Annotated in this window: 23 protein-coding genes; 14 read left to right on the top strand and 9 right to left on the bottom strand. The window is 55.8% G+C overall.

Going from position 1 to position 26849, the window contains the following annotated elements:
• Window positions 1-26: 26 nt before the first annotated feature.
• The 5 genes from ACT3RW_RS04080 to ACT3RW_RS04060 all read right to left on the bottom strand — a co-directional run bounded on the left by ACT3RW_RS04080 (window position 27) and on the right by ACT3RW_RS04060 (window position 4565).
• Window positions 27-959, bottom strand: coding sequence for a PP2C family protein-serine/threonine phosphatase (locus ACT3RW_RS04080; RefSeq protein ID WP_131090116.1), 933 nt, complete (start codon window positions 957-959; stop codon window positions 27-29).
• A complete protein-coding gene (locus ACT3RW_RS04075) occupies window positions 959-2170 on the bottom strand; it encodes an adenylate/guanylate cyclase domain-containing protein (protein WP_444612894.1) in 1212 nt (403 codons plus the stop codon). Before ACT3RW_RS04075 ends, ACT3RW_RS04080 begins: the two co-directional genes overlap by 1 nt.
• A complete protein-coding gene (locus tag ACT3RW_RS04070) occupies window positions 2167-2715 on the bottom strand; it encodes a hypothetical protein (RefSeq protein WP_444612893.1) in 549 nt (182 codons plus the stop codon). Before ACT3RW_RS04070 ends, ACT3RW_RS04075 begins: the two co-directional genes overlap by 4 nt.
• Window positions 2716-2800: 85 nt before the next feature.
• A complete protein-coding gene (locus ACT3RW_RS04065; protein ID WP_444612892.1) occupies window positions 2801-3667 on the bottom strand; it encodes a biotin--[acetyl-CoA-carboxylase] ligase in 867 nt (288 codons plus the stop codon).
• Window positions 3668-3707: 40 nt separating this feature from the next.
• The gene (locus tag ACT3RW_RS04060) at window positions 3708-4565 is read right to left on the bottom strand and encodes an SDR family oxidoreductase (protein WP_444612891.1); all 858 of its coding nucleotides are present in this window, start codon (window positions 4563-4565) and stop codon (window positions 3708-3710) included.
• A gap of 195 nt (window positions 4566-4760) precedes the next feature.
• Between ACT3RW_RS04060 and ACT3RW_RS04055 the strand changes: the two genes are divergently transcribed.
• The 3 genes from ACT3RW_RS04055 to ACT3RW_RS04045 all read left to right on the top strand — a co-directional run bounded on the left by ACT3RW_RS04055 (window position 4761) and on the right by ACT3RW_RS04045 (window position 8502).
• Entirely contained in the window at window positions 4761-6371 is a 1611-nt protein-coding gene (locus ACT3RW_RS04055) for an acyl-CoA carboxylase subunit beta (RefSeq protein ID WP_444612890.1), read from the top strand.
• A gap of 43 nt (window positions 6372-6414) precedes the next feature.
• Window positions 6415-6636, top strand: a complete 222-nt coding sequence (locus tag ACT3RW_RS04050) for an acyl-CoA carboxylase subunit epsilon (RefSeq protein ID WP_444612889.1) — start codon at window positions 6415-6417, stop codon at window positions 6634-6636.
• 198 nt (window positions 6637-6834) lie between these two features.
• Window positions 6835-8502 carry a DUF885 domain-containing protein gene (locus tag ACT3RW_RS04045; RefSeq protein ID WP_131090123.1) on the top strand — a complete coding sequence of 556 codons (1668 nt, stop codon included), beginning with the start codon at window positions 6835-6837 and terminating at the stop codon, window positions 8500-8502.
• Between the two features lie 49 nt (window positions 8503-8551).
• Here the strand turns inward: ACT3RW_RS04045 and ACT3RW_RS04040 are convergent, their stop codons facing one another.
• Window positions 8552-8941 (bottom strand): VOC family protein, encoded by a 390-nt coding sequence (locus ACT3RW_RS04040; protein WP_131090124.1) that lies wholly within the window; start codon window positions 8939-8941, stop codon window positions 8552-8554.
• Window positions 8942-9263: 322 nt separating this feature from the next.
• On the opposite strand from ACT3RW_RS04040, the gene ACT3RW_RS04035 reads away from it, so the two are divergent.
• From ACT3RW_RS04035 to ACT3RW_RS04010, 6 genes are all read left to right on the top strand, one after another.
• Window positions 9264-10643, top strand: coding sequence for a dicarboxylate/amino acid:cation symporter (locus tag ACT3RW_RS04035; protein WP_444612888.1), 1380 nt, complete (start codon window positions 9264-9266; stop codon window positions 10641-10643).
• 122 nt (window positions 10644-10765) lie between these two features.
• Complete coding sequence (locus ACT3RW_RS04030) at window positions 10766-11437, top strand: TetR/AcrR family transcriptional regulator (protein ID WP_444612887.1); 672 nt, start codon at window positions 10766-10768, stop codon at window positions 11435-11437.
• 4 nt (window positions 11438-11441) lie between these two features.
• Complete coding sequence (locus ACT3RW_RS04025; protein ID WP_131090127.1) at window positions 11442-14945, top strand: MMPL family transporter; 3504 nt, start codon at window positions 11442-11444, stop codon at window positions 14943-14945.
• Window positions 14942-15583, top strand: a complete 642-nt coding sequence (locus ACT3RW_RS04020) for a Maf family protein (protein ID WP_444612886.1) — start codon at window positions 14942-14944, stop codon at window positions 15581-15583. Before ACT3RW_RS04025 ends, ACT3RW_RS04020 begins: the two co-directional genes overlap by 4 nt.
• Window positions 15584-15843: 260 nt before the next feature.
• Entirely contained in the window at window positions 15844-16362 is a 519-nt protein-coding gene (locus ACT3RW_RS04015; protein WP_444612885.1) for a CGNR zinc finger domain-containing protein, read from the top strand.
• Between the two features lie 268 nt (window positions 16363-16630).
• Window positions 16631-18412, top strand: a complete 1782-nt coding sequence (locus ACT3RW_RS04010; protein ID WP_131090131.1) for an acetyl/propionyl/methylcrotonyl-CoA carboxylase subunit alpha — start codon at window positions 16631-16633, stop codon at window positions 18410-18412.
• 82 nt (window positions 18413-18494) lie between these two features.
• On the opposite strand, the gene ACT3RW_RS04005 is transcribed toward ACT3RW_RS04010, so the two are convergent.
• The 3 genes from ACT3RW_RS04005 to ACT3RW_RS03995 all read right to left on the bottom strand — a co-directional run bounded on the left by ACT3RW_RS04005 (window position 18495) and on the right by ACT3RW_RS03995 (window position 22506).
• A complete protein-coding gene (locus tag ACT3RW_RS04005) occupies window positions 18495-19235 on the bottom strand; it encodes an SDR family oxidoreductase (protein WP_165477361.1) in 741 nt (246 codons plus the stop codon).
• A 146-nt stretch (window positions 19236-19381) separates the two neighbouring features.
• Window positions 19382-20770, bottom strand: a complete 1389-nt coding sequence (locus ACT3RW_RS04000; protein WP_131090133.1) for an MFS transporter — start codon at window positions 20768-20770, stop codon at window positions 19382-19384.
• 332 nt (window positions 20771-21102) lie between these two features.
• Entirely contained in the window at window positions 21103-22506 is a 1404-nt protein-coding gene (locus ACT3RW_RS03995; RefSeq protein ID WP_444612884.1) for an NAD(P)H-quinone dehydrogenase, read from the bottom strand.
• A 123-nt stretch (window positions 22507-22629) separates the two neighbouring features.
• Between ACT3RW_RS03995 and ACT3RW_RS03990 the strand changes: the two genes are divergently transcribed.
• The 5 genes from ACT3RW_RS03990 to ACT3RW_RS03970 all read left to right on the top strand — a co-directional run bounded on the left by ACT3RW_RS03990 (window position 22630) and on the right by ACT3RW_RS03970 (window position 26847).
• Entirely contained in the window at window positions 22630-23439 is an 810-nt protein-coding gene (locus ACT3RW_RS03990) for a purine-nucleoside phosphorylase (RefSeq protein ID WP_444612883.1), read from the top strand.
• Window positions 23440-23491: 52 nt separating this feature from the next.
• Window positions 23492-25222 carry a phospho-sugar mutase gene (locus ACT3RW_RS03985; protein ID WP_262198195.1) on the top strand — a complete coding sequence of 577 codons (1731 nt, stop codon included), beginning with the start codon at window positions 23492-23494 and terminating at the stop codon, window positions 25220-25222.
• Between the two features lie 59 nt (window positions 25223-25281).
• Complete coding sequence (gene deoC, locus ACT3RW_RS03980) at window positions 25282-25968, top strand: deoxyribose-phosphate aldolase (RefSeq protein ID WP_131090137.1); 687 nt, start codon at window positions 25282-25284, stop codon at window positions 25966-25968.
• Between the two features lie 35 nt (window positions 25969-26003).
• Window positions 26004-26261, top strand: coding sequence for a hypothetical protein (locus ACT3RW_RS03975; RefSeq protein WP_444612882.1), 258 nt, complete (start codon window positions 26004-26006; stop codon window positions 26259-26261).
• 91 nt (window positions 26262-26352) lie between these two features.
• Window positions 26353-26847: a tetratricopeptide repeat protein gene (locus tag ACT3RW_RS03970; RefSeq protein ID WP_444612881.1), complete on the top strand. Its 495-nt coding sequence runs from the start codon at window positions 26353-26355 to the stop codon at window positions 26845-26847.
• Window positions 26848-26849 lie beyond the last annotated feature (2 nt).

The raw sequence follows: 26849 nt of genomic DNA, 5'->3' as shown, positions 1-26849 counted from the left end.
AATGCCAGAAGCGCAGACTTGACCTGTTAGTTTTCGGCCGCCAACACATCAATGACGATGACTGCGATATTGTCTCGTCCACCAGCTTCAAGCGCTGCCCCGGTCAAGACCTTGGCTGCTTCAGCACGGTCCTTGAAGTTCACCAGAATGGTCTGCAAGATGTCTTCGGTCAGTTCGCCGGAAAGTCCATCACTGCACAACAAATAGCGATCCCCGATGCGCGGTTGCAACACGGTGACATCCGGCTGGCTTTCCGCTCCGGCGCCCAGGGCGCGAGTGATGAGGTTGCGATGCGGGTGGTTGCGCGCTTCAAGTTCGGTGATCTGCCCAGCATCAACCATCTCTTGGACGGCCGAGTGGTCACGGGTGAGCTGCTGCAATGCTCCGTCGCGCAACCGGTAGCCACGCGAGTCCCCCACGTTGACCAGCAAGAGGTTTGGGATGTCTTCGCTGAGTACCGTCAATGGTGCGGTGCTCGGGGTCGAATTGGTGCGGTGGTTTTTTAGTAGCTCCGGAGTAATCTTTGAAATCACGTCGGTATTGATGTTCATGGAAAAACTTGAAGTCCATGGTGGCACGGCCGCAACCGGTGCGGTGACATTATCTCGGCCCTGGTCTGGGGCCTTAATCTGAACCAGCGCGCAGAGCGTGGTTCCGCCGCGAGCTTCCAGAGCTTCACGGATTCGGTCATCGGCCAGTTGCACCTGACGCTGCACCTCGGCCACGGTGGGAAGTTTGCGTACCGATGTCTTATTGGCGAAGGTGCAAATTTCTTGCATGGTTTCCACCGCAAGCTGGCTAGCAACTTCCCCGGCTTCGTGCCCACCCATGCCGTCAGCTACCGCATATACGATGTCATGCAGCAGGATCCGGTCCTGGTTTTCGGCACGTTTGCGGCCCACATCGGTCAGCCCGGCAGCAGCAAGCGTAAATGGAACTGCATTTGGTTCGGCGTTCATCAGTCAATCACCAGTCCGGCTCCCTCGCCAGGCGAGAGTTCATAAGGTTGAATGTCACCGAAGCCACGCACCGCGGTAATTTCTTGGGCAGTGAGCACAAAGCGAGCGTCGTTGCGCAAAGTATTGGCGGTGATCGCGTCGGTGAGTACCGCTCCTGGCTCAGCTAGAGAGGTTAGTCGCGCGGCCATGTTGACGGTGGGACCGTAAATATCGCCAAGTCGCGAAAGCACACGACCCCAGACGACCGCTCCACGCGTTTGTGGGAACAGTTCGTCCTTGGCTAGTTCGCGAGACAGCGAGAGCGCGATAAGGGCGCCTGCCTGCGGAGTTTCGGCCACATAGAGCACTTCATCACCGATGGTCTTGACCAAACGTCCACCACCCACAGAGATAACCTCCGCACATTTGGCTTCAAAGCGTTGGACCAACTGTGCCAGCGTGCGTTCGTTCATCCGTCGCGACAGGGAGGTATAGGAAACCAAGTCAGCAAAACCGACGGCACGAGCAAGCGGCAACGGGGTGCCTCCGTCAGCGTCGGTGGTGTCTTGTTTGTAAGCAGCCACACCGGTTTCCACACGCAAGGCCATGCGGTGCACCGCAGAGTTCAGCTGGCGGCGCCACGAATAAAGCAGTAAGTCTTCAATGGCAGGGATGATGTCTGGAAGCATGCCAAAGAGCTGACGGCGGGCTTGGCGGTCAGACATATTTTGGTTTGCGATCATGTCTTCCACCAAGGCTTCGATCTGCCACACCACCATGCGGTCGGTCATCTGCCCCACCGAACGCATCAGCGAAATGGCGGTCTCTTCGGTGAGTTTTCCTTCGCGCACCATGTCCACCATGGTGCCCAGTGCAGCTTTGTCCGCTTTGGTGAAGAAGACTTCATCATCACTGAGTTCAGGGAATCCGATGGCGCGCCAGAGTTTGCGCGCCGAGTGCAACGAAATTCCGGCTTCAGCGGCTACTTCGCGGCGGCGGAATTCGCGTTGGCCACCAATAAGACGGTTCTCTAGGGAGGCGACGTTGTTGCGCACCGCATCTGGGGTGTGGGCCGGAATGCGCAGCGGGCCTTCCATGGCTTGGGCCAGCTCCAGAATCGGATCTGACTCGCCCGGGGCTTCAACGACAGGGTGTTGACGGGCTTCGCGGGCGGCCTGTGCGGCGGACTGCGGAGAATCCGGCCGGGGTGGATTGGTGTGCTCGGTGCTCATGCCCCCATGCCTTCACTGTTCGTCGTTTCGGTGTGCGCCGCACCGGGATTGTTTCGTAGGTTGGTCATCGTTTCTACGGCCAATGAGCGGAAGTACCCAACGGCCGGTACGTGGGAAATGCGAACATATCCTTGATTCATCACGATGTCCAAGGTCCCCGCTCGTGTCATCGCGTTATTGGACTTCGCGTAAGCAACAAGATCACGAACCGTAAATAATCCTACAGATTGCAGTTTGCCTTGGCTGTAGGTGGAGCGGAACATGATCCGTTCGGTGGTCAGCACCACCAAGCTACGCGTCCAGCGAATCCACGGAAGCAGTACCCAGATGAGCACCAGTGCCGCCCACAGCACTACGCTCACGATCATCCAGACGTTGGCATTGTTAGCCAACCAATCCGAGAGGTCCTCACGTGAGAGGTAGCCTAAGGCAAAAGTGCACAGTGCGGTGAGGATGAGGAAGGCGGTGATCGGCTGTCGCAATACCCGGGAGTGCTCGCGAGTTTTGATGACCACTCGCTCCCGTTCATGTAGCGGCAACTTCATCGTATGGGTCCTCGCCCCTCCCCTTCAGACATAGTGCTTCGGTCAGTACCTTCAATAATAGTCCCGGTACTAGGCCCAACACCTATTAGGCATACTTTCCGTCGGCGCGCCGCACATGGTGCACGTCCCCGGCCAGTACTTCTCGGCGCTTGCCTGCTGCGTCTTCTAAAATCAGTGCGCCATCTGTGCCAAGCTGCACCGCTGTGGCTTCAATCGTGGAACCGTCCGGGAATTCTACGCGTACTAGATGCCCCAAGGTTGCCAGTTTGGCGCTGACCATTTGGTGAAGTGACTGACCATCAAATCCAGGCAATGGCACGTGGACGGATCCAGCAACTTGACGGAAGCTGCGCTCCAACCTGACCAGTTCCTTGAGGTACTCAGCCAATAGCCCGGTGCGGTCGATCGAGCCAGAGCTAGCTAGGCGTAGCGAGGTTGCTGTGGGTACCGGCAATTCTTCTCGGTCTTGATCCACGTTCATCCCGGTACCGATGACTACGCCGTAACCGTTGGCCACCGGAACCAGTTGAGCAAGGATGCCGCAGATTTTGAATTCTCCAGCAAGCAAGTCATTGGGCCACTTGATACTTACCGGAACTTCAGCGACCCGTTCAGCGGCTCGACTCCACGCCAAGGCTGCGATCATTGTGTACCAAGACAAGGCCTCGGTCGACACATTGGCACCGGGAATCACAAGCACACTGACGGTGATTGATGAGCCTAACGGGGTTACCCAGCTACGACCCAGTCGACCTTTTCCTGCTTGCTGATGTTCGGTGAAGTAAACGCTGAGGTGCCCGGCTTGGCCGGCAGATGCCAGGGTCGCTAGCTCCGTGTTGGTGGAACCAGAGACCGCCTTGAGCTGCACAAGCCCCAGCTGCAACTGATCGGTGAGCTTAGTTAGACGACTCGGATCAATAGCAGCGCGGGCGGTGTCAGAGGAATTATCCATAGCTAAACCCTAAGACACCGCCAACTGAGTCAACGCGAGTTTAGAGGAAGATGTCTTCCACCAATGGCACCTCGGGCTTTAGTGAATACTTCTCCAAATCGGTAACGCCGGCAGATTTCAGCACCTGGCCATCGGTGAAGAAGTTTCCACTCAATGTTTGCGGGTTGCTGCTCAAGATGGCCATCGCGGCATCGGCGACAATTTGTGCGTCGCGCGCCCCCTGGATCATCTTTTGCCCACCAGGCAGGTTACGAATGGCCGCGGTATCAATCAGGGTTTCAGGCCATAGTGAGTTCACACCCACGCCTTCGTCCTTCAGTTCCTCGGCCAGACCTAGGGTGGTGAGCGACATGCCGTATTTGGCCATGGTGTAGGCCAGGTGTTCTCCGGCCCACCGCGGGTCAAGGTTCAGCGGTGGAGAGAGTGTGAGGATATGTGCGTGCGCTGAGGCACGCAGGTATGGAAGCGCGGTTTTGGATAGCAAGAAGGTTCCACGGACGTTGATGTCCTGCATCAGGTCGTAGCGTTTCATATCTACCTGGTCAGTTTTGGCGAGGTTGATGGCTGACGCGTTATTCACCACGATGTCGATTCCACCAAATGTTGCCACGGCTTCATCAACTGCTCGTTGCACGTCGGCGTCGATACGAACATCGCCAACCACTGCTAGGCCTTTACCGCCGGCCTGATTAATTTCTTGTACTGCGGTGTGGATGGTGCCTTCGAGGCTGGGGTGTGGATCCGAGGTTTTAGACAACAACACCACGTTGGCACCGAGTGCACCGGCGGCTTTTGCTACGGCTAATCCGATACCGCGGCTTCCGCCGCTCATCAAGATTGTGCGATTCTTGAGGCTCTGCGCATCAGGGGCGATCTGAGTTCGAGGTTCATTAGTCATGTGATCTAGGTTACGCGAAGATTCTCCGCTAAGCTACTGGGCAGTAACTTATTCTGGCGTGCCACGCACTGGATATCTATCCAATTTGTAAGATTCCTACAATCAGAACTCGCGTTTCCCCAGTTAGACTGGCTTAGATGACATTTTTCTTGTGTCATTCCTACACATTGAAGACAACTCGAGGGAGTCGAAGGCATGACGCAGGGCAGAACCGAGGCAGACGAAGCGATCGACCTGTCCACCACCGCCGGCAAACTCGCTGAATTCCGCCGCCGCCAGAAACTCTCCGAGGCACCTAGCGGCCAGGCAGCTATCAAAAAGCAGCATTCCCGTGGCAAGAATACCGCCCGCGAACGCATCGAGATGCTCATGGACGAGGACTCTTTTGTCGAATTTGATGCTCTAGCCGTTCACCGTTCCACCGCCTTCGGAATGGAAAAGAAGAAGCCCCTAGGCGACGGCCTGGTTTCTGGCTACGGCACGGTTGACGGTCGTTTGGTTGCCGTCTACTCCCAAGACTTCAGCGTTTACGGCGGATCGCTCTCGCAGGTCAACGGTGAGAAGATCGTCAAGGTTCAGGAATTTGCGCTGCACAACGGTTGCCCAGTTGTGGGCATCCTCGACGGTGGTGGCGCTCGTATTCAGGAGGGCGTTGCCTCGTTGGCGATGTTCGCTGATATCTTCCGCAATAACGTTCACGCCTCCGGCGTAGTACCTCAGATCTCCTTGATCATGGGCCCTTCAGCTGGCGGTGCGGCCTACTCCCCTGCCTTGACTGATTACGTGATCATGGTCGACAAGACCAGCCACATGTTCATCACCGGTCCAGACGTGATCAAGACCGTCACCGGTGAAGAGATCGACATGGAAACTCTCGGTGGCGCGCGTCAGCACAACGCCAACACCGGTACCGCTACCTACTTGGCTAGCGATGAAGAAGACGCTGTGGAATTCTGCAAGGAACTGCTGGACTTCCTACCTTCCTCAAACCTTGCCGATGCACTGATCGCAGAATTTGATGAAGATCTGGAAATCTCCGAGGAAGATCTCGGACTTGATACCTTGATCCCAGACTCCGCAAACCAGCCTTATGACATGCGTAAGATCATCGAGTCCATCGTGGATGACGCACACTTCTTTGAGATGCAGTCTCTCTACGCACCAAACGTGATGATCGGTTACGCCCGCATTGAAGGTCGCACCGTAGGCATTGTGGCTAACCAGCCAATGCAGTTTGCCGGCACCTTGGATATTGCGGCCTCCGAAAAGGCCGCCCGCTTTGTACGCAACTGCGACGCCTTCAATATCCCAATCCTCACCTTCGTGGATGTGCCAGGCTTCCTCCCGGGCAAGGATCAAGAATTCCAGGGCATCATTCGCCGCGGCGCCAAGTTGCTTTACGCTTACGCCGAAGCCACGGTGCCAAAGCTGACTGTCATTACCCGCAAAGCCTACGGCGGAGCGTACATCGTGATGGGCTCCAAGAAGCTCGGAGCTGACCTCAACTTGGCTTGGCCAACCGCACAGATTGGCGTCATGGGTGCCCAGGGTGCGGTAAACATCCTTTACCGTCGCGATTTGGCAGCGGTAGAAGCTGAAGGCGGCGACGTCGAAGCTCGTCGCAAGGCCATCATTGATGACTACGAGGCTGAGTTGCTCAACCCTTACCAGGCTGCCGAGCTCGGTTACGTTGACGCTGTTATCGCGCCAAGTGATACTCGTGTGCAGCTGGTTCGAGGACTGCGAGCACTCCGCGAGAAGCATGCAGTCTTGCCTCCAAAGAAGCACGGCAACATCCCGCTGTAAGCGTCACCGGTCAAACATTCGAGCACTACCAAGGAGCAAGCCAATGGAACAGGACACCGCGAATACTGCAGTTCCGCAGATCCGTGTGGCCAAGGGCAATCCCACCGCTGAAGAACTAGCAGCGGTCACTGCACTGCTGTGCGCGCTAGGGAATGCTCCTGCTCAGCAGGGTGAGACGGCAGCTCCTGAGAAAAAGCGGGTAACACGGATGCGCAAGCGTCGTGCGCTGACTCCTCGTTTGGGTTGGACCATCGGGCGCCGGTAATTTCTGGCAGCACGCACTAAACATCACTCAAGGCTTGATGCTCTGTTACTCAGAGCATCAAGCCTTGAGTTTTTTGCGTCTCGAGGACATTGAAGTCATGTTCGCAGTCTTCGTTGCCCCGATGAAATCAATGATTTTAGTCAAAAAGCAGATGTAAAACTCTTCAACAAATCTTTCATATCAACTAGTGTTAGCGTCATGACATCATCCTCCTCGCACCGCGAGCCTTCAGCAATCGACAAGATTGCTGAAGACTTCTTCACCCAGAGCCTTGAGCTCACCCCTGAATGGGGCGTTTCACTAGGTATAGCCGGTCACGAGTCCGACTATGGTGACTACTCCCCCTTGGGCACCACTGGGCAAATTCGACTTTTACGTGACACTTTAAGTGCACTGGCTAATTCAACTGCCGCTGATGCCATCGACGAGGTCACCCTCGACGCGATGACCGAGCGGTTGAGTTTGGAATTAGAAATCTTGTTCTCCGGGCGCACGGAACTGAACAATATCGCCAGCCCCGCACAAGAGATCCGCTCCATCTTTGACTTGATGCCTCAAGAAACAGCTGAGGATTTTGCTTTCATCGCTCAGCGTTTGGAAAATCTTCCGGCTGCAATTGACGGTTACATTGCTTCACTGCGGGACTCAGCATCCAACTCGCTGGTTCCTGCCAAGCGGCAGGTTCGTATCGTCAACACCCAGTGCATCGACTACGCCAAGGATGGCGGCTTCTTTGATCAGCTAGCCGCCTCAGGAAAAAAAGTTGACGCTGGTCTTGAGGAACGTCTGGCAAATGGTGCCAGCCTTGCCAAGGACGCCTATCGCCGGTTGGCAGAATACCTAGAGAGCGAATTACTTGCTCAGGCCCCTGAACAAGATGCGGTGGGTCGTGAATACTACTCGCTGATGTCGCGTCGTTTCCTTGGGGCCACTGTTGACTTGGATGAGACCTACGCATGGGGCGTGGCCGAACTCGACGCCATCATCGCCGAGCAGCAGCGTGTGGCGCAGCAGATCAAGCCAGGTTCCACCATTGAAGAAGCCAAGCGCGTACTCAATGAGGATCCAGCTCGAAAGCTCAGTGGTACCGACGCACTGCGTGAATGGATGCAGGGCAAAGCAGACCAGGCTATTGCGGACTTGTCGAAAGAGCACTTTGACATTCCGGCTCCCATGGACCGTATTGAGTGCATGATTGCGCCTACTGAAGATGGCGGCGTGTACTACACCGGACCGTCTGAAGACTTCAGCCGTCCCGGTCGCATGTGGTGGTCGGTGCCGCCAGGCGAAGACCAGTTCACCACGTGGGCCGAGCTAACCACCGTGTACCACGAAGGTGTCCCCGGACATCACCTGCAAATCGGAACAGCACAAATGCAGGCAGCCACACTTAATAGCTGGCGCCGGTTGATGTGCTGGGTATCTGGCCAAGGTGAAGGTTGGGCTCTTTACTCAGAGCGCCTGATGCATCAATTGGGTTACCTCGACGATCCGGGCGATTACATGGGCATGCTTGATGCGCAACGTTTGCGCGCAGCTCGCGTTGTTTTTGATATCGGAGTTCACCTTGGCTTGCCGGTGCCAGCACAGTGGGGCCAAGGCATCTGGAACGCAGAGAACGGCTACGAATTCTTGAAGAAGAATCTGGATCTGTCTCAAGGCCAACTCGACTTTGAATACAACCGCTACCTCGGATGGCCCGGGCAAGCACCGTCATACAAGATCGGCCAGCGTCTGTGGGAACAGATCCGAGATGAATATGCCGCTACCGAGGGTGATTCCTTCTCTCTCAAGGCCTTCCACACCTCAGCTCTACAGCTGGGCTCAGTCGGTCTGGACACCTTGAAGCGCGCGCTACTTAAGTAAGTATTGCCAAAAAGCCAGGGCTCCGAATGATTATTCGGAGCCCAGCTTTTTATGGCTGATAGCTGGATATCTGAATCAGATTTCCGCAAGTATCATCGAAAGTTGCGACAAAGACAGTGCCTGCGTCCGTTGGGCCTTGCGTGAAGTGCACACCCAAGTCGCTCAAGCGCTCATATTCGGCTTGAACATCATCGACGGCAAACGAGGTGATGGGGACACCATCAGCTTTGAGCGCTTCTCGATATGGTCCAACAGCCCTGTGGGCCGCAGGCTCCAGCAGAAGCTCGGGCCCATTTTCCTGATCAGGTGCGACTAGGGTCAGCCAACTGTAGGGGCCGACTGGCACATCATGCTTAACCTTAAAACCCAAAATGTTTGTGTAGAACTCTTTGGCTTTTTCTTGATCATCAACAAAGACGCTAGTGATGTATACGCGCATTCCCTTAGTCCTTAGCTTTGCTCCATATATCAGTGACTCTCAGCTTTCCATACTGTGAGCATTTCTCAAGGCCTGAGCGCAGGCCTGACGTATGCCACACACTGACTGACTAATCCAACTCACACCTAAGCGCTGAGGTGCCCGCGGCCTCAAACACGCAGAAATTGTCGGTGAGAGAGTCGAGGGAATATTGGCGAAAATTCCCTTATTTCAGCGCTTGGAGACCGCGAAAAGTATGTCAATACCCACAATGAGCACTTATTTGTAACACCTCGTAATATTGAGTGCGGCGGAGATTAGCGATCACCCTAGCCTTAAAGACATGTCTAACTCCGCACCATCATCCAAACTCCCTAAATGGATGACCAGCTTCGGGCCGCAAATCATTGCAGCACTGATTGTCGGTCTCGTTCTGGGTCTTATTGCAAAGTACACCGGTAGCACCGCCGAGGAACCAAACGGGCTAGGTCGATTCCTGTCGATCATTGGCTCAAGCTACGTTTCTTTGCTTCGCACCGCAGTAATCCCCCTGATCTTCTTCGCAGTAGTGGCGTCTATCGCCAACCTTTCCAAGGTCACCAACGCCGCACGTTTGGCATGGCAGACCCTACTGTGGTTCGCAATTACCGCACTGGTCTCTGTAACCATCGGCATGCTCCTGGGCGTAGTATTCCAGCCAGGCGCCAACACCGGCCAGAGCGCACCAGCAGACTACGAAGGCAAAACCGGCGATTGGCTCGGCTTCCTTACCGGTCTAGTGCCATCGAACTTCCTCGGCTTGGGAGCGAGCACCACTATTGCAGATGGTGCAGCCACCACCTCGGTCAGCTTCAACGTGCTGCAGATTCTCGTTGTTGCCATCGCCGTGGGTGTTGCCGCACTCAAGGTTGGCAAAGCTGCCGAACCATTCCTGACTTTCTCCGCTTCGGCACTGGCTATCATCCAGAAGGTTTTATGGTGGATCATCCGCGTTGCCCCGATTGGCACCGTCGGCTTGATCGGTAACGCCGTCGCTACCTACGGCTGGGACACCATTGGTGCCCTGGGTAAGTTCACCGTAGCTATCTATGTTGGCCTCGCCCTAGTGCTCTTTGCGTTCTACCCAATTTTGGTTCGCAGCCATGGCCTATCCGTCAAGCAGTACTTCTCTGGTGTGTGGCCAGCCGTGCAGTTAGGCTTTGTCTCCCGCTCGTCAATCGGCACCTTGCCTTTGACCCAGCGTGTCACCGAACGAAACCTCGGTGTACCTTCGGGCTACGCATCCTTCGCCGTGCCACTGGGTGCAACCACCAAGATGGATGGTTGCGCTTCGATTTACCCAGCTGTGGCATCGGTATTTGTCGCCCAGTTCTTCAATATTGATCTGAGCTTCACGGACTACATCTTGATTGCCATTGTTTCGGTGCTGGGCTCAGCTGCTACCGCTGGTACTACCGGCGCTGTGGTCATGTTGACCCTGACCCTGTCGACTTTGGGATTGCCACTTGCCGGTGTGGGCCTGCTTATGGCCGTAGACCCAATCATTGACATGGGCCGTACCGCGCTGAACGTTGCTGGCCAAGCCTTGGTCCCAACGATTGTGGCTAAACGTGGGGGCATCTTGGATCTTGAGATGTACAACGCTGCGCGTAACGGCAACCCATTTGCTGAGGATTCCTTTTCGGATAACAACACAAACGCAGAGCCAGTAGCTGCCAAATAGCTTCTGAGTACTAGCGCGAAGGCGTCCGAGCAATTGAGCTCGGACGCCATTGTCGTTAATCACCTATCTCTTTAAACCAAAAGAAGTTGCACAGCGTGCAAGTTTGCACGTAGTGTAATTATGTGACTACCCTGAGCGTCGGCACTCGCCGAGAACAAAACAAACGTGCCACTAAACAAGCCATCGTGGATGCTGTTGCGCAGCTTCTCCATCAAGGATCTTCAACTGCACCGACCGCGAACGACATCGCCGACGCTGCCGGGATTTCCAGGCGCACGCTGTTCAACTACTTCCCAACAGTGGACGCCGTCTATTCCTATCCCCTGCATCAGCTGCTAGATGTCACGGTGGAAACCATGAGTGAGCCGACCGAGACTTTCACCCTGCTTGACTCGATTATGCAGGCTCTAAAATCTGACAAGGTTGCTCAGCTTCTGGGTCAGGTGGCCTACTTTGGCGCTTTTGTCATGGCCGATGAAGACAGCCGTTGCCTGCCGGCCAATGTCAGCGAATGGCAAAAGGCAACCAATGATCTCTTTGCAAAAGTCATCGCCCGCTACCCGCAAGCAGACAGTTTTTCACTGCGTGTTCTCACCCATTCAGTTTTGGGCGCTGGCCAAGCCGCCTTTGATGAATGGATGGAACACGTCCCGTCCAATGTGAACGCAAGCATGGAGATCACTCCTGAGCTCATTGCTAAGTTCCACGCATTGGTAACCAAGGCAATGAACACACTGGATCAAGGATTCGCACCACCTGCGATGAACAGCATCAGCACTTCGAAGGACATCTAAGCTCATGGCATCATTCCTCTACCGCCTGGCACGGTGGGCACATCTGCACCGTTTCCGGGTCATTTCCATGTGGTTAGCAACGTTCATTTTCATCGGAATCTGCGCCAGTCTGTTCATGGGACAGCTCTCCAACACGTTCACCTTGCCCGGCACTGAAACCCAGCGAACCCTGGACCGGATGAAGGAAGAACTTCCTGATCTGGCCGGCGGCTCTGGCTCGATCGTCTTCCGCGAAAGCACCGGCAAACAGCTAAGCCCCTCTCAGCAGAAATCCATTGGCGAGTCCTTGGAGCAGCTTTCACTGCACCCACAGGTTGCTGACGCGATGAGCCCTTTTGAGCTTCAAAAGAAGCTTGATGATGCCCAGCCTGAACTTGATAAAAACAATAAGAAGCTCGTTGATGGTCAGAAGAAGCTAGAAGACGCCAAAAAGAAAATTGCTGACGGCAAGGTACAGCTCGAAGACGGTCGCGAAGAACTAAAAACCGGATGGGCACAGTACTTCGACGGCGAAAAGAAGATCAAAGATGGCGAACCTCAGATCACCGCTGCCGAAACAAAGCTGGCGGACAGTCGCGCGCAGCTGAATGCCGGACAAGCCGAACTCGACTCCGGAGCGTCCAAGCTTGCGGCCGGTGAAGCCAAGTACAACGACGGTCTAGCGAAGTACCAAGCGGGCAAGCAGTCTTATGATGCTGGCCAGGCTCAGTACACCGCGGGAGAAAACAAACTTGCCGCCGCACAAAAGCAGCTGGCTACCGGTGAACAGCAGTATGAAGCCGGAGAAAAGAAGCTTCTAGGCAACTCTTCACGAAGCGAATTCGAAGCCTCATTAGCTACAGGAAAGAAGAAAGCACAGGCGGGCCTTTCGCAGGCGGAGGATGGACTGGCCAAGGCCACTGCCGGTGTTGAACAGGCAGATGCCTCCATCAAACAGCTCAACGAGCAGATCTCGGCCACCGAAAAGGCACTAGAACAAGCAAAGAGCGATGAGGATGAACAAGCCGTTGCTCAATACACCGAAACACTAACTCAGCTCCAAGCCGGATTGGCGCAAGCTGAAGAGGGCAAGGCCACCGCGCAAGCAGGGGTCAAGCAAGCCCAAGCCGGCAAGGAAGAAGCCAATGCCGCGTTGGACCAGATTGCTCAGGGCGAAGCTGGTTTAGTCAAGCTTGATGCGGCAAAGAAAAAACTTGATGATGGCCAAGCGCAGATCACCTCGGGCCGTAAAGAATTGGACGCCAATAAGCCCCAACTCGCCGCAGCCAAGTCTCAGCTGGCTGACGCAAAGGCCGAGCTGGATAAGGCAAAGTCTGAAATTGCAGCTAACAAAGCCAAGCTGAATCAGGGGCAGGCACAGCTAGATTCTGGTTGGGCCAAGCTGAATGCTGGTCAGCAAGAATTCGACCAGAAGAAGGCCGAGTTCCTCGAAGGTAAGGCGCAGCTTGCCGCGGCCAAAGCAAAGCTTGAGACCGGCGAAAAAACCATTAAGGAAAAAACTGCCGAGCTTGAACAAGGCGAAAAAGACGTAGAAAAGGGCGAGAAAGAGTTAGCCTCTGGCCAGGCCGAACTGCAGTTCGCTTCACGTCAGGTTGGCGCCAATTCGGATATGCGTTTTGTCTCTGAAGATCAGAGCACTGCCGTCTCCCAGGTCAGCTTCAAAGTGCAGACCGATGCATTAACGCCGGCAGACCGCGAACAGATCAAAGCCATCGCCGCTGGCCCGCAGGCCAATGGTGTTGAGGTGCTGTTCTCCAAGGACATCATGCAGGATATGTCTGAGGTCTTCGGCTCCTCGGAAATCATTGGTGTGGTCATTGCGGCCATCGTTCTGCTGGTCATGCTGGGCACCTTTGTTGCCGCTGGTCTCCCGCTGGTACTAGCAATACTGGGTGTGGGTGCCGGCGTTGGTACCACCATGGCCTTCTCCTCACTGATTGACATGGCCTCGATTACTCCCGCCCTCGCTTTGATGCTGGGCCTCGCGGTGGGTATCGACTACGCACTGTTCATCATTCACCGTCACCGCACGCAGTTACTTGGTGGCATGGAGGTGGGTGAATCCATCGCGCGTTCGGTTGGCACCAGTGGCAACGCCGTGGTGTTCGCCGGTTTGACCGTGATCATCGCGCTGGCCGCGTTGGCAGTGCCGGGCTTGCCATTCTTGACCGTGCTGGGTCTATCGGCGGCGTTCACCGTGTTCTGCTCGGTACTGTTGAACATCACCTTGCTGCCCGCATTGCTCTCCTTGGTCGGACACCGCCTGGTTTCCAAGCGTGCCCGCAACAAGGCCGCGACGATGGTAAAGAACCCAGAAATCAAGGAGCCACTGTCCGCACGTTGGGTTCGCACCGTCACCAAGTTTGCCGTTCCAGTCACGCTGTTGGTTGTGGTGCTCCTTGGGGCAATCGCCCTGCCTGCGTCCCAGATGCGCACCGCGTTGCCAGATGGCAGTGCTGAACCGGCTGACTCACAGGCATTCCAAGCCTTCGAGCAGACCAGCGATAAATTTGGTGCCGGCTACAACGGTCCCCTGCTGGTCCTGGCTGATCTGCCGGAGAACCTGAACGAGCGGGATGCGCAGACCAAGTCGTTGGACGTGGCTGACAAGATCCGTGAATACGACGGAGTGGTCGCAGCCATTCCGGTCACAATGACCGATAACCACCGTTTGGCAGCCATCCAGGTCATTCCGACCGGCGGCCCCTCCTCCGAACAGACCGAGGCGCTGGTTCACCAGTTACGTGCTGACCACACCAAGATTGCGGACGCTACCGGCGCAAGCATCGCGGTGACCGGTCAGGTGGCCGCTCAGATCGATGTGTCTGAAAAAGTCACCGCGGCACTGGTTCCTTACCTGAGCATTGTGGTTGGTCTGTCGCTGATTCTCTTGCTCTTGGTTTTCCGCTCCGTGGTGGTTCCGCTCTTGGCAACCGGCGGCTTCCTGTTGTCTTTGGCAGCGGCCTTTGGCGCGAGCACCTTGGTCTACCAGTTCGGTTGGTTCTCCAAGATCTTCGACGTCAATGTCCCCGGTCCCTTGCTCAGCTTCCTGCCGATTCTGCTCACCGGTATCCTCTTTGGTTTGGCCATGGACTACCAAGTGTTCTTGGTATCGGCCATGCGTGAACGCTACGCGCACGGTGAGCCAGCCAAGGATGCAGTTCGTTCCGGCTTCTCGATGGCGGCTCCGGTGGTTACCGCGGCAGCGTTGATCATGATCTCCGTCTTTGCCGGATTTATGTTCTCGCATCTGGCCATGCTCCGCCCGTTGGGCTTTGCCTTGGCATTCGGAGTGCTCTTCGACGCCTTCATCATCCGCATGACCTTGATTCCTGCAGTGATGCACTTGCTGGGCGACAAGGCTTGGTACCTGCCAAAGTGGCTGGACAAGATCCTGCCCGATGTTGATGTGGAAGGATCTAAGTTAAATCAGATGCTTGAGTCCGAGGACTCTGGCAACGATGATGAGCGAGATCAGGACTACACCAAGGAAAATGTCTCGGTATGAGCGATTTGAATAAATCAATAGCGCAACTGGTTTTGGCCTCGGCTTCATGGGGACGCAAGAAAGTGCTTAGCGATGCTGGTCTGCAATTTGAAACTCAGGTTTCGAAGGTGGATGAAGATGCGGTTTTAGCCAATGCAGTCGCTCAGTTCGGTCAACAGAGTCCAGCGCAAACAGCGCAGCTACTGGCTAAGGCCAAAGCTGAAGATGTCGCAGCTGGACAGCATCCTCAAGGCACCGTGGTGCTTGGCTGCGACTCGGTCTTTGAACTGAACGGTGTAGCCTACGGCAAACCGCACACTAAACAGGTTGCGCGTGAACGGTGGCAGCAACTAAGTGGTTCCACCGGAATTCTGCATTCTGGTCATTGGCTGATTGATCCAAATGATCCAAGCAAATCTGCTGGAGAAGTCTCCTCGACGGTCGTGCATTTTTCCACGGTCAGTGAGGCGGAGATCCAGGCTTACGTGGCCAGTGGTGAGCCACTACCTTGCGCCGGAGCCTTCACCATCGACGGACTGGCCGCAGCCTTTATCGAATCCATCGAGGGCAACTTCCAGAACGTTGTCGGTGTGGACGTATTTGTTCTACGCAAGCTTTTGACTCAAGCCGGAATCAGCATCATAGATCTTTGGAAATAATCACTGAATCACGCGCCTAGGAGCACTGCTCCTAGGCGCGTAGTTCTTTGCTGGCCAAAGTTGTCTGCGCGCTCAAACCAAGTTGGCGCACCTGGTGCGTGCGGCAGTCGTGGCACTGTAGGTATTGCACAATCCCCTGGGAGGTCTGGTGACTAGATTGCGCTTCCCAGAAGTGCTCATGGCTGGTCGTTGAGGATCGTTGATCAATGCTGGGGCTGTAGTTCGTTGTGGTCATAGAATCAGCATGATGTAATGTCCTTATGCAACTCAACCCTTACGGAGAGTATGCGGTTTTACTCGCTGCTTCCTTGGCAAATAACTGGCCGGAAAACCGCGATGAGATCGAAGCGCGCACTCGCGAGGTCGGCATGACCATGCCTTTTCCGCGGCGCAGTGCCGACCATAGTCAAACGCGCGCCATGATTGATGACTGGTTGCGCATCGTTGATGCGACTTCGGATGAAGAACGTGCTGAGCTATTAAATCTGCAGATGGCCCAAGCTTCCGCGTATCCACGCATGGTCAATCACGATGGAGAAGGGTGGCATCTGCACTATCGCGATAACGGGCAGAATATGCCACTGGTACTGCGGTCGGTCATTGCGGTGGGAACGGCCCTGCATCTGAGCACCCGCGGCATGCACCGATTGCGTCGATGCGAAGCCGAACCCTGCACCCAGGTGGTTGTGGATGTAACGCGCAATGGACGACAGCGTTACTGCTCGGTGCGCTGCGCCAATCGAGCTGCGGTCCGTCGCCACCGCGTGCGTCAGGCCTAAAGGTTCATCGGCAAAATCCCACGCGGACATCCCGGACAGCAATCAAGCTTTCACTTGTAGTTCCTCCTACGTCCCCTCACGTTCAGCCGCGCCTACCCCGCTGGCTCTGCTCAGCTCCGCTGAACAGCCTTTCAGAGACCTAATATTTGTAGGATTCCTCCAAAGTTTCATCTCAAACACCCGGGTTTGGCGGGTTAACTACATATAGTTCCCACAAAAACGATAGGCTCCTAGATGAGAAACCCTATTTTTTGAAGACAGGTTCACGATGAATCAATTGACGAAGGTGCTAATCGCCAACCGCGGCGAGATTGCAGTGCGCATTATCCGTGCCGCACGCGATGAAGGAATCGAGTCCGTAGCGGTCTACGCCGACTCCGACCGCGATGCACTGCATGTGCGTTTGGCTGATGAAGCCTACGCGCTGGGCGGCATCACCGCTGCCGAGTCATACCTTCGCATTGAGAAGATCTTGGACGCTGCCGAACGCTCCGGCGCGGACGCTATCCACCCGGGTTACGGCTTCTTGTCGGAGAACGCGGAATTCGCTCAGGCAGTCATCGACGCCGGCCTGACCTGGATCGGCCCTTCGCCAGATTCCATCGATCAGCTCGGTGACAAGGTCAAGGCCCGCCACATCGCTGAGAAGGTTGGCGCTCCGCTGGTACCAGGTACCAAAGATCCTGTCGCTTCAGCTGACGAGGTCTACGCCTTCGCCGATGAGCACGGTCTGCCACTAGCCATCAAGGCTGCCTACGGTGGCGGCGGACGCGGTATCAAGGTGGTTCGCAACCGCGAGGAAATTGGCGAGCTTTATGACTCTGCAGTTCGCGAAGCCGTCGCAGCCTTCGGCCGCGGCGAATGCTTCATCGAACGCTTCCTGGACGCACCGCGCCACGTAGAAACTCAGTGCTTGGCCGACGTGCACGGCAACGTTGTTGTTGTCTCCACCCGCGACTGCTCACTACAGCGCCGCAACCAGAAACTGGTTGAAGAAGCTCCGGCACCATACTTGAGCGAAGATCAGATCACCCGACTCTACGAAGCGTCCAAGGCGATCTTGCGTGAAGCTAAGTACACCGGCGCTGGCACCTGCGAGTTCTTGGTGGGCCAGGACGGCGTGATCTCCTTCCTGGAGGTCAACACCCGCCTGCAGGTAGAGCACCCAGTCTCCGAGGAAGTGACCGGACTGGACTTGGTTCGCGAACAGTTCCGCATCGCCCGTGGCGAAGAGCTGGGCTACACCGATCCAGAAGTTCGTGGTCACTCCTTCGAATTCCGCATCAACGGTGAAGACGCTGGCCGCAACTTCATGCCAACCCCGGGCACCATCTCCAAGATGAACCTGCCTTCGGGTCCTGGCGTGCGTGTTGACTCGGGTATCGAGCAGGGCGAAAGCGTCTCCGGTAACTTCGACTCGATGATCGCTAAGCTCATCGTCACCGGCGGCACCCGTGAAATTGCTGCAGCACGTGCCCGTCGAGCACTGGAGGAATTCCAGATTGATGGCATGGCTACCGTTCTTCCATTCCACCGTGCAGTGATGAGCGACCCAGCATTTGTTCCTACACAAGGTGCTTTCACGGTCCACACCCGCTGGATCGAGACCGAATTTGCCACCGCCATTGAACCGCACCCAATGCCAGGAGCGTCAGAGGACGCTGAAGATTCGCAGCGCACCAGCGTCACCGTTGAGGTTAACGGAAAGCGCCTAGAAGTGACCCTTCCTTCCTCGCTGGGCTCAATCTCTGCCGGCAGCGCCGATCAGGGCGGAGCTAAGAAGAAGCGTAAGTCCAGCCGTAAGGCAGCTGCTGGCTCCAGTGCCAACAGCGCTGAGCTGCGCTCCCCTATGCAGGGAACGATCGTGAAGGTCGCCGTTGAAAATGGCGCAGAGGTAGCTCAGGGCGATCTGATCGTGGTGCTTGAAGCCATGAAGATGGAACAGCCGATCACCGCGCACCGCGATGGTGTGGTTAGTGGCCTAGAGGTAGCTCCCGGCGAGACCTTGTCTTCCGGTGCTGTGATCGCTTCGATTGGTGACGCAAGCTAGTTTCTTTCGCAAAACTGGTGGGGGTTCTTTTAAGGTATTTTCCTTGAAAGAACCCCCACCGGTGTTTAACTTTCCTGTATGGCTACTGGGCAGCAAGCCAATCGGTGAAGTTCACTTGTCCTAGCCGGGCAGAGCTACCAGGCAGGATTCCGCCAGTACGCATCGCTTTACCCATGGCACCGGGAACCGGGACTTCAACGATCTTTGGTGATTTGCCTTGGTGTGCAAGGTACTGGGCAAAAAGATCCGGCATGCTCTCTTCTTGCGGTCCGGCCAGATCCTGGACCACACCCTGAGCAGGAGCCAACGCCAGCTCGGCTAGCGCGATCGCTACTTCACTGCCGGCAATCGGCTGGAGACGCATTTTTGGGGCCATTTGCACGGGGCCTGCGCCAAGGCGAGTGATGTTTTGACCCACAAATTCATGGAACTGAGTGGTGCGCAACAACGTGTATCCGCCGTCCAGCATTTGCAGCATACGTTCTTGGGCAGCTTTGCCGGCATAGTAGCCGGAGTCGATAGCTGCAGCACCGATGATGGACAGAGCCACATGGTTCTGCACCCCGGCCTCGCGTCCGGCGCTGACCAGGTTCGCGGTGGACTGGGTGAAATAACGCATCGAAGCTGATGCGCTGGTGGTCGCGGAGCCAGAGACGTCAATGACCGATTCGCAGTCGGTCAGCCACTGCCGTACGGAGTTCTGGTTAGTCAGGTCGCATCCTGAGGAACGTGAAAGAACCAGCGGCTCATGACCAAGAGTTCTGAGTACTTCAACGACTTGGCGTCCTAACATTCCGGTGCCTCCGGCAACTGCAACGCGCATGACTGCTCCTTTTTGATCCACAGTGACTGTGTTCCCATGCTCGCACATCTATGTACGGATGCAACGAACGGAAACAACGAACTAAGGCCTGCCCAAACACCATCATGTGGTGTTTGGGCAGGCCTTAGGCGTGAAGCGCAGTTCAATTATTCAATGAATTCTTCCATGTCAACATCCGAAGTGTCTCGGGTGAGGAACAGGGCAATCAAGGTCAGTACTGCGGCAATTGAGAGGTAGATACCAACACCAACGGTGTTGCCGTCTCCGGCCTTCCACAGGGCTACTGCAACAAATGATGCAGGAGCAGCGCCGATCACCGAGGACATGTTGTAGGCAACCGCAGAGCCGGTGTAGCGAACGTTGGAAGGGAAGAGCTCAGGCAGGTAGGAAGCCATTGGGCCAAAGGTCATGCCCATCAGCGCGAAACCAACAATCAAGCCTGCCATAGCGGCTGCCTGACCTGGACCGAAGAACAAGGTCCAGGCAAGGCCGAAGACCAAGATGCCGGTAGAAACCCACATCAGGAACTTACGACGGCCGAACTTCTCAGCCAGTGGGCCGGAGACAACGGTGAAGATACCGAAGAAGACAACACCGATGATCAGCATGGTCAGGAAGGTTGGACGTTCAATGCCCAAGCCTGGAACAAATCCGGCTGCGTCAAAGGCCTTGCCCTTGGCTGCAGCAGCCGCAGAAGCCGTCTCAACGGTAGCGGGCTGGGTGCCATAGGTCAGGGTGAAGGAAGTCATCAGGTAGAACAGCACGTAGGTTGCCAGCATGATGAAGGTACCAGCCAAGGTTGGACGCCAGTGCTTCTTCATGGTCACCGCGAATGGCGACTTTACAACCTTCTTCTGATCCAGAACCTTCTGGAAGGAAGCGGACTCAACCAGCTTGAGGCGAACCCACAAACCGATGAGAACCATAACAGCCGAGAAGAAGAACGGAATACGCCAGCCCCATGCTTGGAACTGCTCTGGGGTGCTCCAGGTCTGCAGAGCCACAAAGATTAGGTTGGCAATGATGAAACCGATTGGTGCGCCCAGCTGTGGGAAGGTGCCGTAGATGGCACGCTTGTTCTTTGGAGCATTTTCTGTGGCCAGCAGTGCTGCACCGGACCACTCACCACCCAAGGCCAAGCCCTGTGCAAAGCGCAGGATGACCAAAGCTAGCGGCGCCAAGATGGTCCAGTGACCGGCAGCTGGCGGCAGGAAGCCAATCAGGAATGTCGCAATACCCATGAGCAGCAGCGAGGCAACTAAGGTGCCTTTACGTCCCAGCTTGTCGCCGTAGTGACCGAAGACAATCGATCCCAATGGACGGGCCAGGAAGGCAACACCGAAAATCGCGAACGAAGAAAGGATCGCGTTGATTGCGGTGGCGTTCGGGAAGAACAGTGCTGGGAACACGAGCACCGACGCGGTGGCGTAGGCGTAGAAATCGAAGAATTCGACTGTAGTGCCAATCATGCTGGCGAATAGCACGCGTCCGCGTGAGTTCCCCTTGGGCACCACTGTCTGGTTAGCCTGCGACATTGAGGCTGCTCCTTAGAGTGAAAGTACGAGTTGGTCGTTCATTTACGAATGTCACAATCTTAAGCCTCGCTGCCCAGTATTCGGATATTGATGTCCATTATTTGGACACCAAATCCCCACCTGACGTTCACTACCCTCTTACTTCCCGGGAAAATAGCCGAATTTCGCCGTTCACATAATGAGATATGACTAGCAAAAAGATGAGTTTTCTTCCGCTGAAGGCAGGGTCAAGGTGAAAGCAATCACTATTACTTGCGACTCCCCTTAAACAACACAAGAACGGCAGCTGAGTTGTGAAAACTCAGCTGCCGTTCTTGGATGCTAACCGGTGTTTAGAGGTGTCGGTGAAGGCGCCGTGCCGCCTCGCCCAACGAACCGGACAAGGATGGGTAGACCGTGAAGGTCTCTGCCACGTCATCAACGTGCAGGCCGTTCTGAACTGCCAAGGCCAGCGAGTAAATCAGTTCACTAGCTCGCGGTGCTACCACCACACCGCCAATGACGGTGCCTGAGCCCTTGCGCGAAACGATCTTCACAAAGCCGTGTTCCACGTTCATCATCTTGGCGCGAGCGTTGGTGTTCAAGTCCACTTTGATGATGTTCGCCTGGTACTTGCCCTCAGCTACTGCGCGCTGGGTGACACCAACGGTAGCGATTTCTGGGGAAGTGAAAACGTTCGAGGCAACCAAATCCAAGTTCAGCGGCTTCACCGTGTCGCCAAGAAGGTGAGCTACGGCAATACGGCCCTGCATCGCAGCTACCGATGCTAGTGCGAAGACGCCGGTGCAGTCACCGGTGGCGTAGATGTTGGTTGCGGTAGTACGCGAAACACCGTCGACCTTGATGTGTCCAGATTCGCTGAGCTGTACGCCAGCTTCTTCCAGACCGAGGTTTGCGGTGTTGGGGATGCCGCCAACTGCAACGAGGCAGTGGCTTCCTTCAAGTACACGGCCATCGGCCAAGGTGACAAAGACCTTGTCGCCCTTGCGCTCTACGCCTTCGGCGCGAGCCTGGGAAACAACGTTAACGCCGTTTTCCTTGAAGGCATCTTCCAGCACTGCCGCTGCGTCTGCGTCCTCGCCCGGAAGGACTCGGTCACGCGAGGACACCAAGGTGACCTTGGCGCCTAGCAGCTTGTAGGCGGAAGCGAACTCAGCGCCGGTAACACCAGAACCGATCACGATCAGGTGCTCTGGCACCTCGTTCATGTTGTAGATCTGGGTCCAGTTAAAAATGCGTTCGCCATCTGGCTTAGCCGTAGGCAATTCGCGTGGGTGGGCACCGACGGCCAGAAGAATGGCGTCAGCATCGATGTTCTGCTCGGTTCCATCCGGGTGAGCCACAGCGACGGTGTTCGCGTCGAGAAGACGACCTTCACCAATCACAATGCGCACGCCACCACGTTCTAGGGTGTTGCGAATGTCCGAGGACTGCTCTTTGGCCAAGGCCAAGAGTCGGTGGTTGACTACCGAGAAGTCGGTAACCGCTGAGTCGAGTCCGTCAACGTGGACTCCGAATGCTTCAGCTTGCTTTACGCGGCGCACAGCGTCGGCGGTAGCAATTAGGGTCTTGGATGGGACGACATCGGTCAGCACTGCCGAACCGCCCATGCCGGCACGTTCTACAACGGTGACGTTGGCGCCCATTTGGGCTGCTCCGATGGCAGCTTCATAGCCACCAGGTCCTCCGCCGAGAATTACTAAACGGGTTGCTTCACTACTACTGTCTGCGCTCACAATTTCTATTGTTCACCATGTGCGTTCAATGCGCACATCGAAAGCCAGATTTTGGACGTGATATTGATTCTGAAGCACTAGCTTCACCTGACAAATAGCCCCGCTACCGGTAGCGTATTGCCCGTGACTGATACGCATAATGACCCACAGGCTCTAGCAGCGCAGGCTGCACAGGTAATCGCTGAGCAGACCAACGTCGAAAAACACGACATCGCGCTAGTGCTGGGCTCCGGATGGGGCCAGGCCGCCGAATTGATCGGCGAAACCACCCACACCTTGGACGCCACCACGATTCCAGGCTTCCACGCCTCGGCCGTCCCAGGCCACAAGGGCAGCATCTCCTCGATCCTGACCTCCACCGGAAAGCGAGTGCTCGTACTGGGCGCACGCACCCACTACTACGAAGGACGCGGCGTTCGCTCGGTCGTCCACCCAATCCGCACCGCTGCAGCCGCAGGATGCGAAACCCTGGTACTGACCAACGGTTGCGGTGGCCTGAATGAGAACTGGACCCCCGGCACCCCAGTGATGATCTCCGATCACATCAACCTCACGGCCACTTCCCCATTGGAAGGCGCCACCTTTGTTGATCTGACCGATCTTTACTCTTCACGCATTCGTGAAATCGCTCGCGAAGTAGATTCAAGCCTGGATGAAGGCGTGTACGCGCAGTTCACCGGCCCACACTACGAAACCCCAGCCGAGGTGCAATACGCCAAAACTATTGGTGCAGATTTGGTTGGCATGTCCACCGCGCTGGAAGCGATTGCCGCACGCCACGCTGGCATGGAGATCTTTGGCATGTCATTGGTGACGAACCTGGCCGCTGGTATTAGCCCAGTTCCACTGAGCCATGAAGAAGTCATCGAAGCTGGCCAGGCTGCTGGCCCGCGCATCTCCAAACTTCTAGCCCAGATCATCGCCAAGCTCTAAGGTTATCCGGGCGGTATAGGCAAATAATGGTGTTTTTCTCAAAGGGAAATCAGTGAATCATACAGATAAGATCGAGCTGCTCGATGTGGCCGGCAAATGGGCTGCCCAAGATCCGGACGCCGAGACTCAAGAAGAGTTGAACTTGCTCATCGAGCGGGTCACCGAAGGTGACGCGTTGGCCTTCGAGGACATCTCTGACCGTTTTTCTGGTGTGCTCGAATTTGGCACGGCCGGGCTGCGCGCTGAACTGGGTGCCGGTCCAATGCGCATGAACCGCGTTGTTGTTTTGCGTACCGCCGCAGGTATCGCTCGATTCCTCAAAGAGAAGGCAGCATCTGCCTATACCCCCAAAGTTGTGATCGGCTTTGACGCTCGGTTTAACTCTGACGTTTTTGCCAAGGACTCGGCCGGCGTGTTCGCCGCCGCCGGCTTCGAGGTATTGCTGATGCCTTCCCCACTGCCAACACCCGTCTTGGCGTGGGCAGTGCGTGAATTTTCTGCTGAAGCAGGGGTCATGGTCACGGCAAGCCATAACCCACCACGCGATAACGGTTACAAGGTCTACGTGGGCGGGCGGATTACCGATGACTCGGGCCGTGGCGCACAGATCGTCTCCCCTATTGATGCTCAGATTGCTGCCTTGATTGATCACCAACAGCCTGTTGCACAGATTGAGCTGGCGGACTCTGGGTGGGAAGTACTTCCCGCGCTGGGCACTGAAGGTGATATTGAGGCAGCTTACTTGGCTGCGATTCATCCGGTGATCCCAGAAGATCAGCCCGAAGGATCGTCCCGCAAGAACCTGCACGTTGTTGTTTCTGCCATGCATGGGGTTGGTGGGCACACCATGAAACAGGCATTGCTCAATGCCGGTTTTAGCGACGTTCACATGGTTGTCGAACAAGAGCGTCCAGATCCACTCTTCCCCACTGTAAAGTTCCCAAACCCTGAAGAACCAGGAGCCATTGATTTGTCTTTGGCCTTGGCTCGTGAGGTGAACGCGGATCTAGTAATCGCCAATGACCCGGACGCTGACCGCTGCGCAGCAGCGATCATCGATGGGGATACGTGGCGTATGCTGCGCGGTGATGAAGTCGGTTGGCTTTTGGGTGACCAAATTTCAAAGACTTTGCCCGAGGGCAAAAAGCTGGCTAATTCCATCGTTTCCTCCCGGATGCTGGCAGCTATTGCCAAGGACGCGGGGCGTGAGCATGAGGAAACCTTGACCGGTTTTAAGTGGATCTCACGAGTTGAAGATCTTGGTTTTGGTTATGAAGAAGCACTGGGCTACTGCGTCGCTCCAGATCTTGTCCGCGACAAAGATGGAATCTCTGCCGGTATCGCATTGGCCGACCTAGCTGCCCAGCTCAAGGATGAGGGCAGCACAATTTCGGCCCGCCTTGATGAGCTAGCTGCCCGTCATGGTGTGCACGTCACCGACCAATTGTCTTTGCGTTTCACGGACCTGGCGCAGATCCCTGTGTTGATGGATCGCTTCCGTCAGAACGCTCCTGAGTCCCTAGGTGGTTCGGAAGTTTCTGAGGTCACGGATCTGTCCAAGGGCACAGATAAGCTGCCGGCAACCAACGCCATTGTTTTGCACACCTTCTCCGGCGCACGCGTCATCGTTCGTCCTTCGGGCACCGAACCAAAACTCAAGTGCTACTTGGAAACCATTGAACCGGTTGACCAGCTGGAACAGGTTCCTGCTGCACGTGAACGCGCCACCGCACAGGTCCAAACCATCAAGCAGGAATTGGCAGCATACCTAAATGCCAACTAGGCTTACCCCTTCAAGACTTTCAGCTGAATGGCTTGAACCCGTATTTGTTAGAGGAAAAGATGACTGAACTTACCGCCCGCGACATTGCTGGCTACATTGATCACACCCTGTTGGCTCCCAACGCCTCCCGGGAACAGATTGTGCAGATCTGCGAAGAAGCCAAGAAGTATGAATTCAAGTCGGTATGCGTCAACCCACTGTGGGTTTCCACCGTGGCTCGCGAGCTTGAAGGCTCCGACGTCTTGACCTGCTCGGTGATCGGCTTCCCACTCGGTGCTTCGGCCACCGACACCAAGGTTTTTGAAACCAAGCACGCAGTAGCTGACGGTGCCAACGAGATCGACATGGTCATTGATATTGCTGCTGCACTGCGCGGAGATCGCGACGCGTTGGTCAACGAGATCTTTGCTATCGCTCAGGCCGCTCACGAGGGTGGCGCGATCTTGAAGGTCATCATCGAAACCTGCCTGCTCACCGAAGAAGCCAAGGTTTTGGCTTGCGAGGCCGCTAAGGCAGCAGGTGCTGACTTCGTGAAGACCTCCACTGGCTTCTCCACCGGCGGGGCCACTGTTGAAGATGTCGCATTGATGCGCCAGACCGTCGGCGCTGAACTCGGCGTTAAGGCCTCCGGCGGGGTGCGAAGCGTTGAAACTGCCCGAGCCATGATCACCGCTGGAGCAACCCGTCTGGGATCTAGCTCAGGAGTTGCTATCCTAGAAGGAGAGCAAAGCGGTTCCAGCTACTAGGACATCGCACCGATCTGTTTCCTCAAGGAGAAAAAGTGTACTCGAACGGCAAGAACACTGCCCATTCAGGTGAAGGCCGCCTTGTCGGCAACATTGTTAGTTTTGTGATCTTCTTCGTGATGTTCTCAGCTGGCATTTACACCCTGGGCTTCTGGGAACTGGACAATGCGTGGTTGCCAACTCTTCTGGGCTTCGCCCTGATGTTCTTGGCTTTTGCTATTCCAATGCACCTGATGAGCCACTCCGAAAAGGCTGAAGCTCGCATCGCTGCAAGCGCTGCCCAGCAGCAGTAATTCAGACTTTCGATAGTTGGGCGGTCCTACGGGATCGCCCAACTTTTCTTTAAGCTGTAGTGAATCCAAAAGCCGGCCATAAACTTGGGTTATGGATAAGTCATGGGATCAGCAGGTAGAAGATTATTGGAACGCTTCGGCGGCAAAGAGCGGCGAGCAGCTTCGTGCTGAACTTGATGAACTGCTATCCGGCATGGACCCCAATGATCCACGTGTCCTATTTGAAATTGCTTCCCTGCATGATTTTCTCGGTGAAGAGCAACTGGCCGTAGAACCCTACAGCACGGCGCTGCAGGCTGGTCTACCGGGTCAAAAGCAGGATGAGGCTCGGATCCAACTAGCGAGCACATTGCGAAATCTTGGAGATTTTGACCAAGCAATTAGCCTGTTGGAACAGGTTTCCCCCGACTCCGACTTACACATCGACGCACAGGGGTTTCTCACGCTCGCCTTATCGGATGCCGGTCGACAGACCGAAGCCGTGCGAATTGCTGTGACTGCTCTGGCGCCAGCGAGCAAACTCTACGCCAGAGCCTTATCCGCCTACGCCCAGGACCTTTCCGCCCCGGGCGTAGCGCAAAGCTAAGC

Source organism: Glutamicibacter sp. AOP5-A2-18 (genome assembly GCF_052446055.1).
Taxonomy (GTDB): domain Bacteria; phylum Actinomycetota; class Actinomycetes; order Actinomycetales; family Micrococcaceae; genus Glutamicibacter.
Note: the sequence above shows the minus strand (reverse complement) of the source record. Positions and strands in the feature narration are given on the sequence as shown.

Excerpts from the sequence above, each read along its gene's own strand:
- ACT3RW_RS04045 (WP_131090123.1), top strand. The coding sequence starts at position 6,835 with ATGACATCATCCTCCTCGCACCGCGAGCCTTCAGCAATCGACAAGATT.
- ACT3RW_RS04025 (WP_131090127.1), top strand. The coding sequence starts at position 11,442 with ATGGCATCATTCCTCTACCGCCTGGCACGGTGGGCACATCTGCACCGT.
- ACT3RW_RS03970 (WP_444612881.1), top strand. The coding sequence starts at position 26,353 with ATGGATAAGTCATGGGATCAGCAGGTAGAAGATTATTGGAACGCTTCG.
- ACT3RW_RS04005 (WP_165477361.1), bottom strand. The coding sequence starts at position 19,235 with ATGCGCGTTGCAGTTGCCGGAGGCACCGGAATGTTAGGACGCCAAGTC.
- ACT3RW_RS04055 (WP_444612890.1), top strand. The coding sequence starts at position 4,761 with ATGACGCAGGGCAGAACCGAGGCAGACGAAGCGATCGACCTGTCCACC.
- ACT3RW_RS04060 (WP_444612891.1), bottom strand. The coding sequence starts at position 4,565 with ATGACTAATGAACCTCGAACTCAGATCGCCCCTGATGCGCAGAGCCTC.
- ACT3RW_RS04010 (WP_131090131.1), top strand. The coding sequence starts at position 16,631 with ATGAATCAATTGACGAAGGTGCTAATCGCCAACCGCGGCGAGATTGCA.
- ACT3RW_RS04080 (WP_131090116.1), bottom strand. The coding sequence starts at position 959 with ATGAACGCCGAACCAAATGCAGTTCCATTTACGCTTGCTGCTGCCGGG.
- ACT3RW_RS04050 (WP_444612889.1), top strand. The coding sequence starts at position 6,415 with ATGGAACAGGACACCGCGAATACTGCAGTTCCGCAGATCCGTGTGGCC.
- ACT3RW_RS04015 (WP_444612885.1), top strand. The coding sequence starts at position 15,844 with ATGCAACTCAACCCTTACGGAGAGTATGCGGTTTTACTCGCTGCTTCC.
- deoC (WP_131090137.1), top strand. The coding sequence starts at position 25,282 with ATGACTGAACTTACCGCCCGCGACATTGCTGGCTACATTGATCACACC.
- ACT3RW_RS04065 (WP_444612892.1), bottom strand. The coding sequence starts at position 3,667 with ATGGATAATTCCTCTGACACCGCCCGCGCTGCTATTGATCCGAGTCGT.
- ACT3RW_RS04070 (WP_444612893.1), bottom strand. The coding sequence starts at position 2,715 with ATGAAGTTGCCGCTACATGAACGGGAGCGAGTGGTCATCAAAACTCGC.
- ACT3RW_RS04020 (WP_444612886.1), top strand. The coding sequence starts at position 14,942 with ATGAGCGATTTGAATAAATCAATAGCGCAACTGGTTTTGGCCTCGGCT.
- ACT3RW_RS04000 (WP_131090133.1), bottom strand. The coding sequence starts at position 20,770 with ATGTCGCAGGCTAACCAGACAGTGGTGCCCAAGGGGAACTCACGCGGA.
- ACT3RW_RS04075 (WP_444612894.1), bottom strand. The coding sequence starts at position 2,170 with ATGAGCACCGAGCACACCAATCCACCCCGGCCGGATTCTCCGCAGTCC.
- ACT3RW_RS04035 (WP_444612888.1), top strand. The coding sequence starts at position 9,264 with ATGTCTAACTCCGCACCATCATCCAAACTCCCTAAATGGATGACCAGC.
- ACT3RW_RS04040 (WP_131090124.1), bottom strand. The coding sequence starts at position 8,941 with ATGCGCGTATACATCACTAGCGTCTTTGTTGATGATCAAGAAAAAGCC.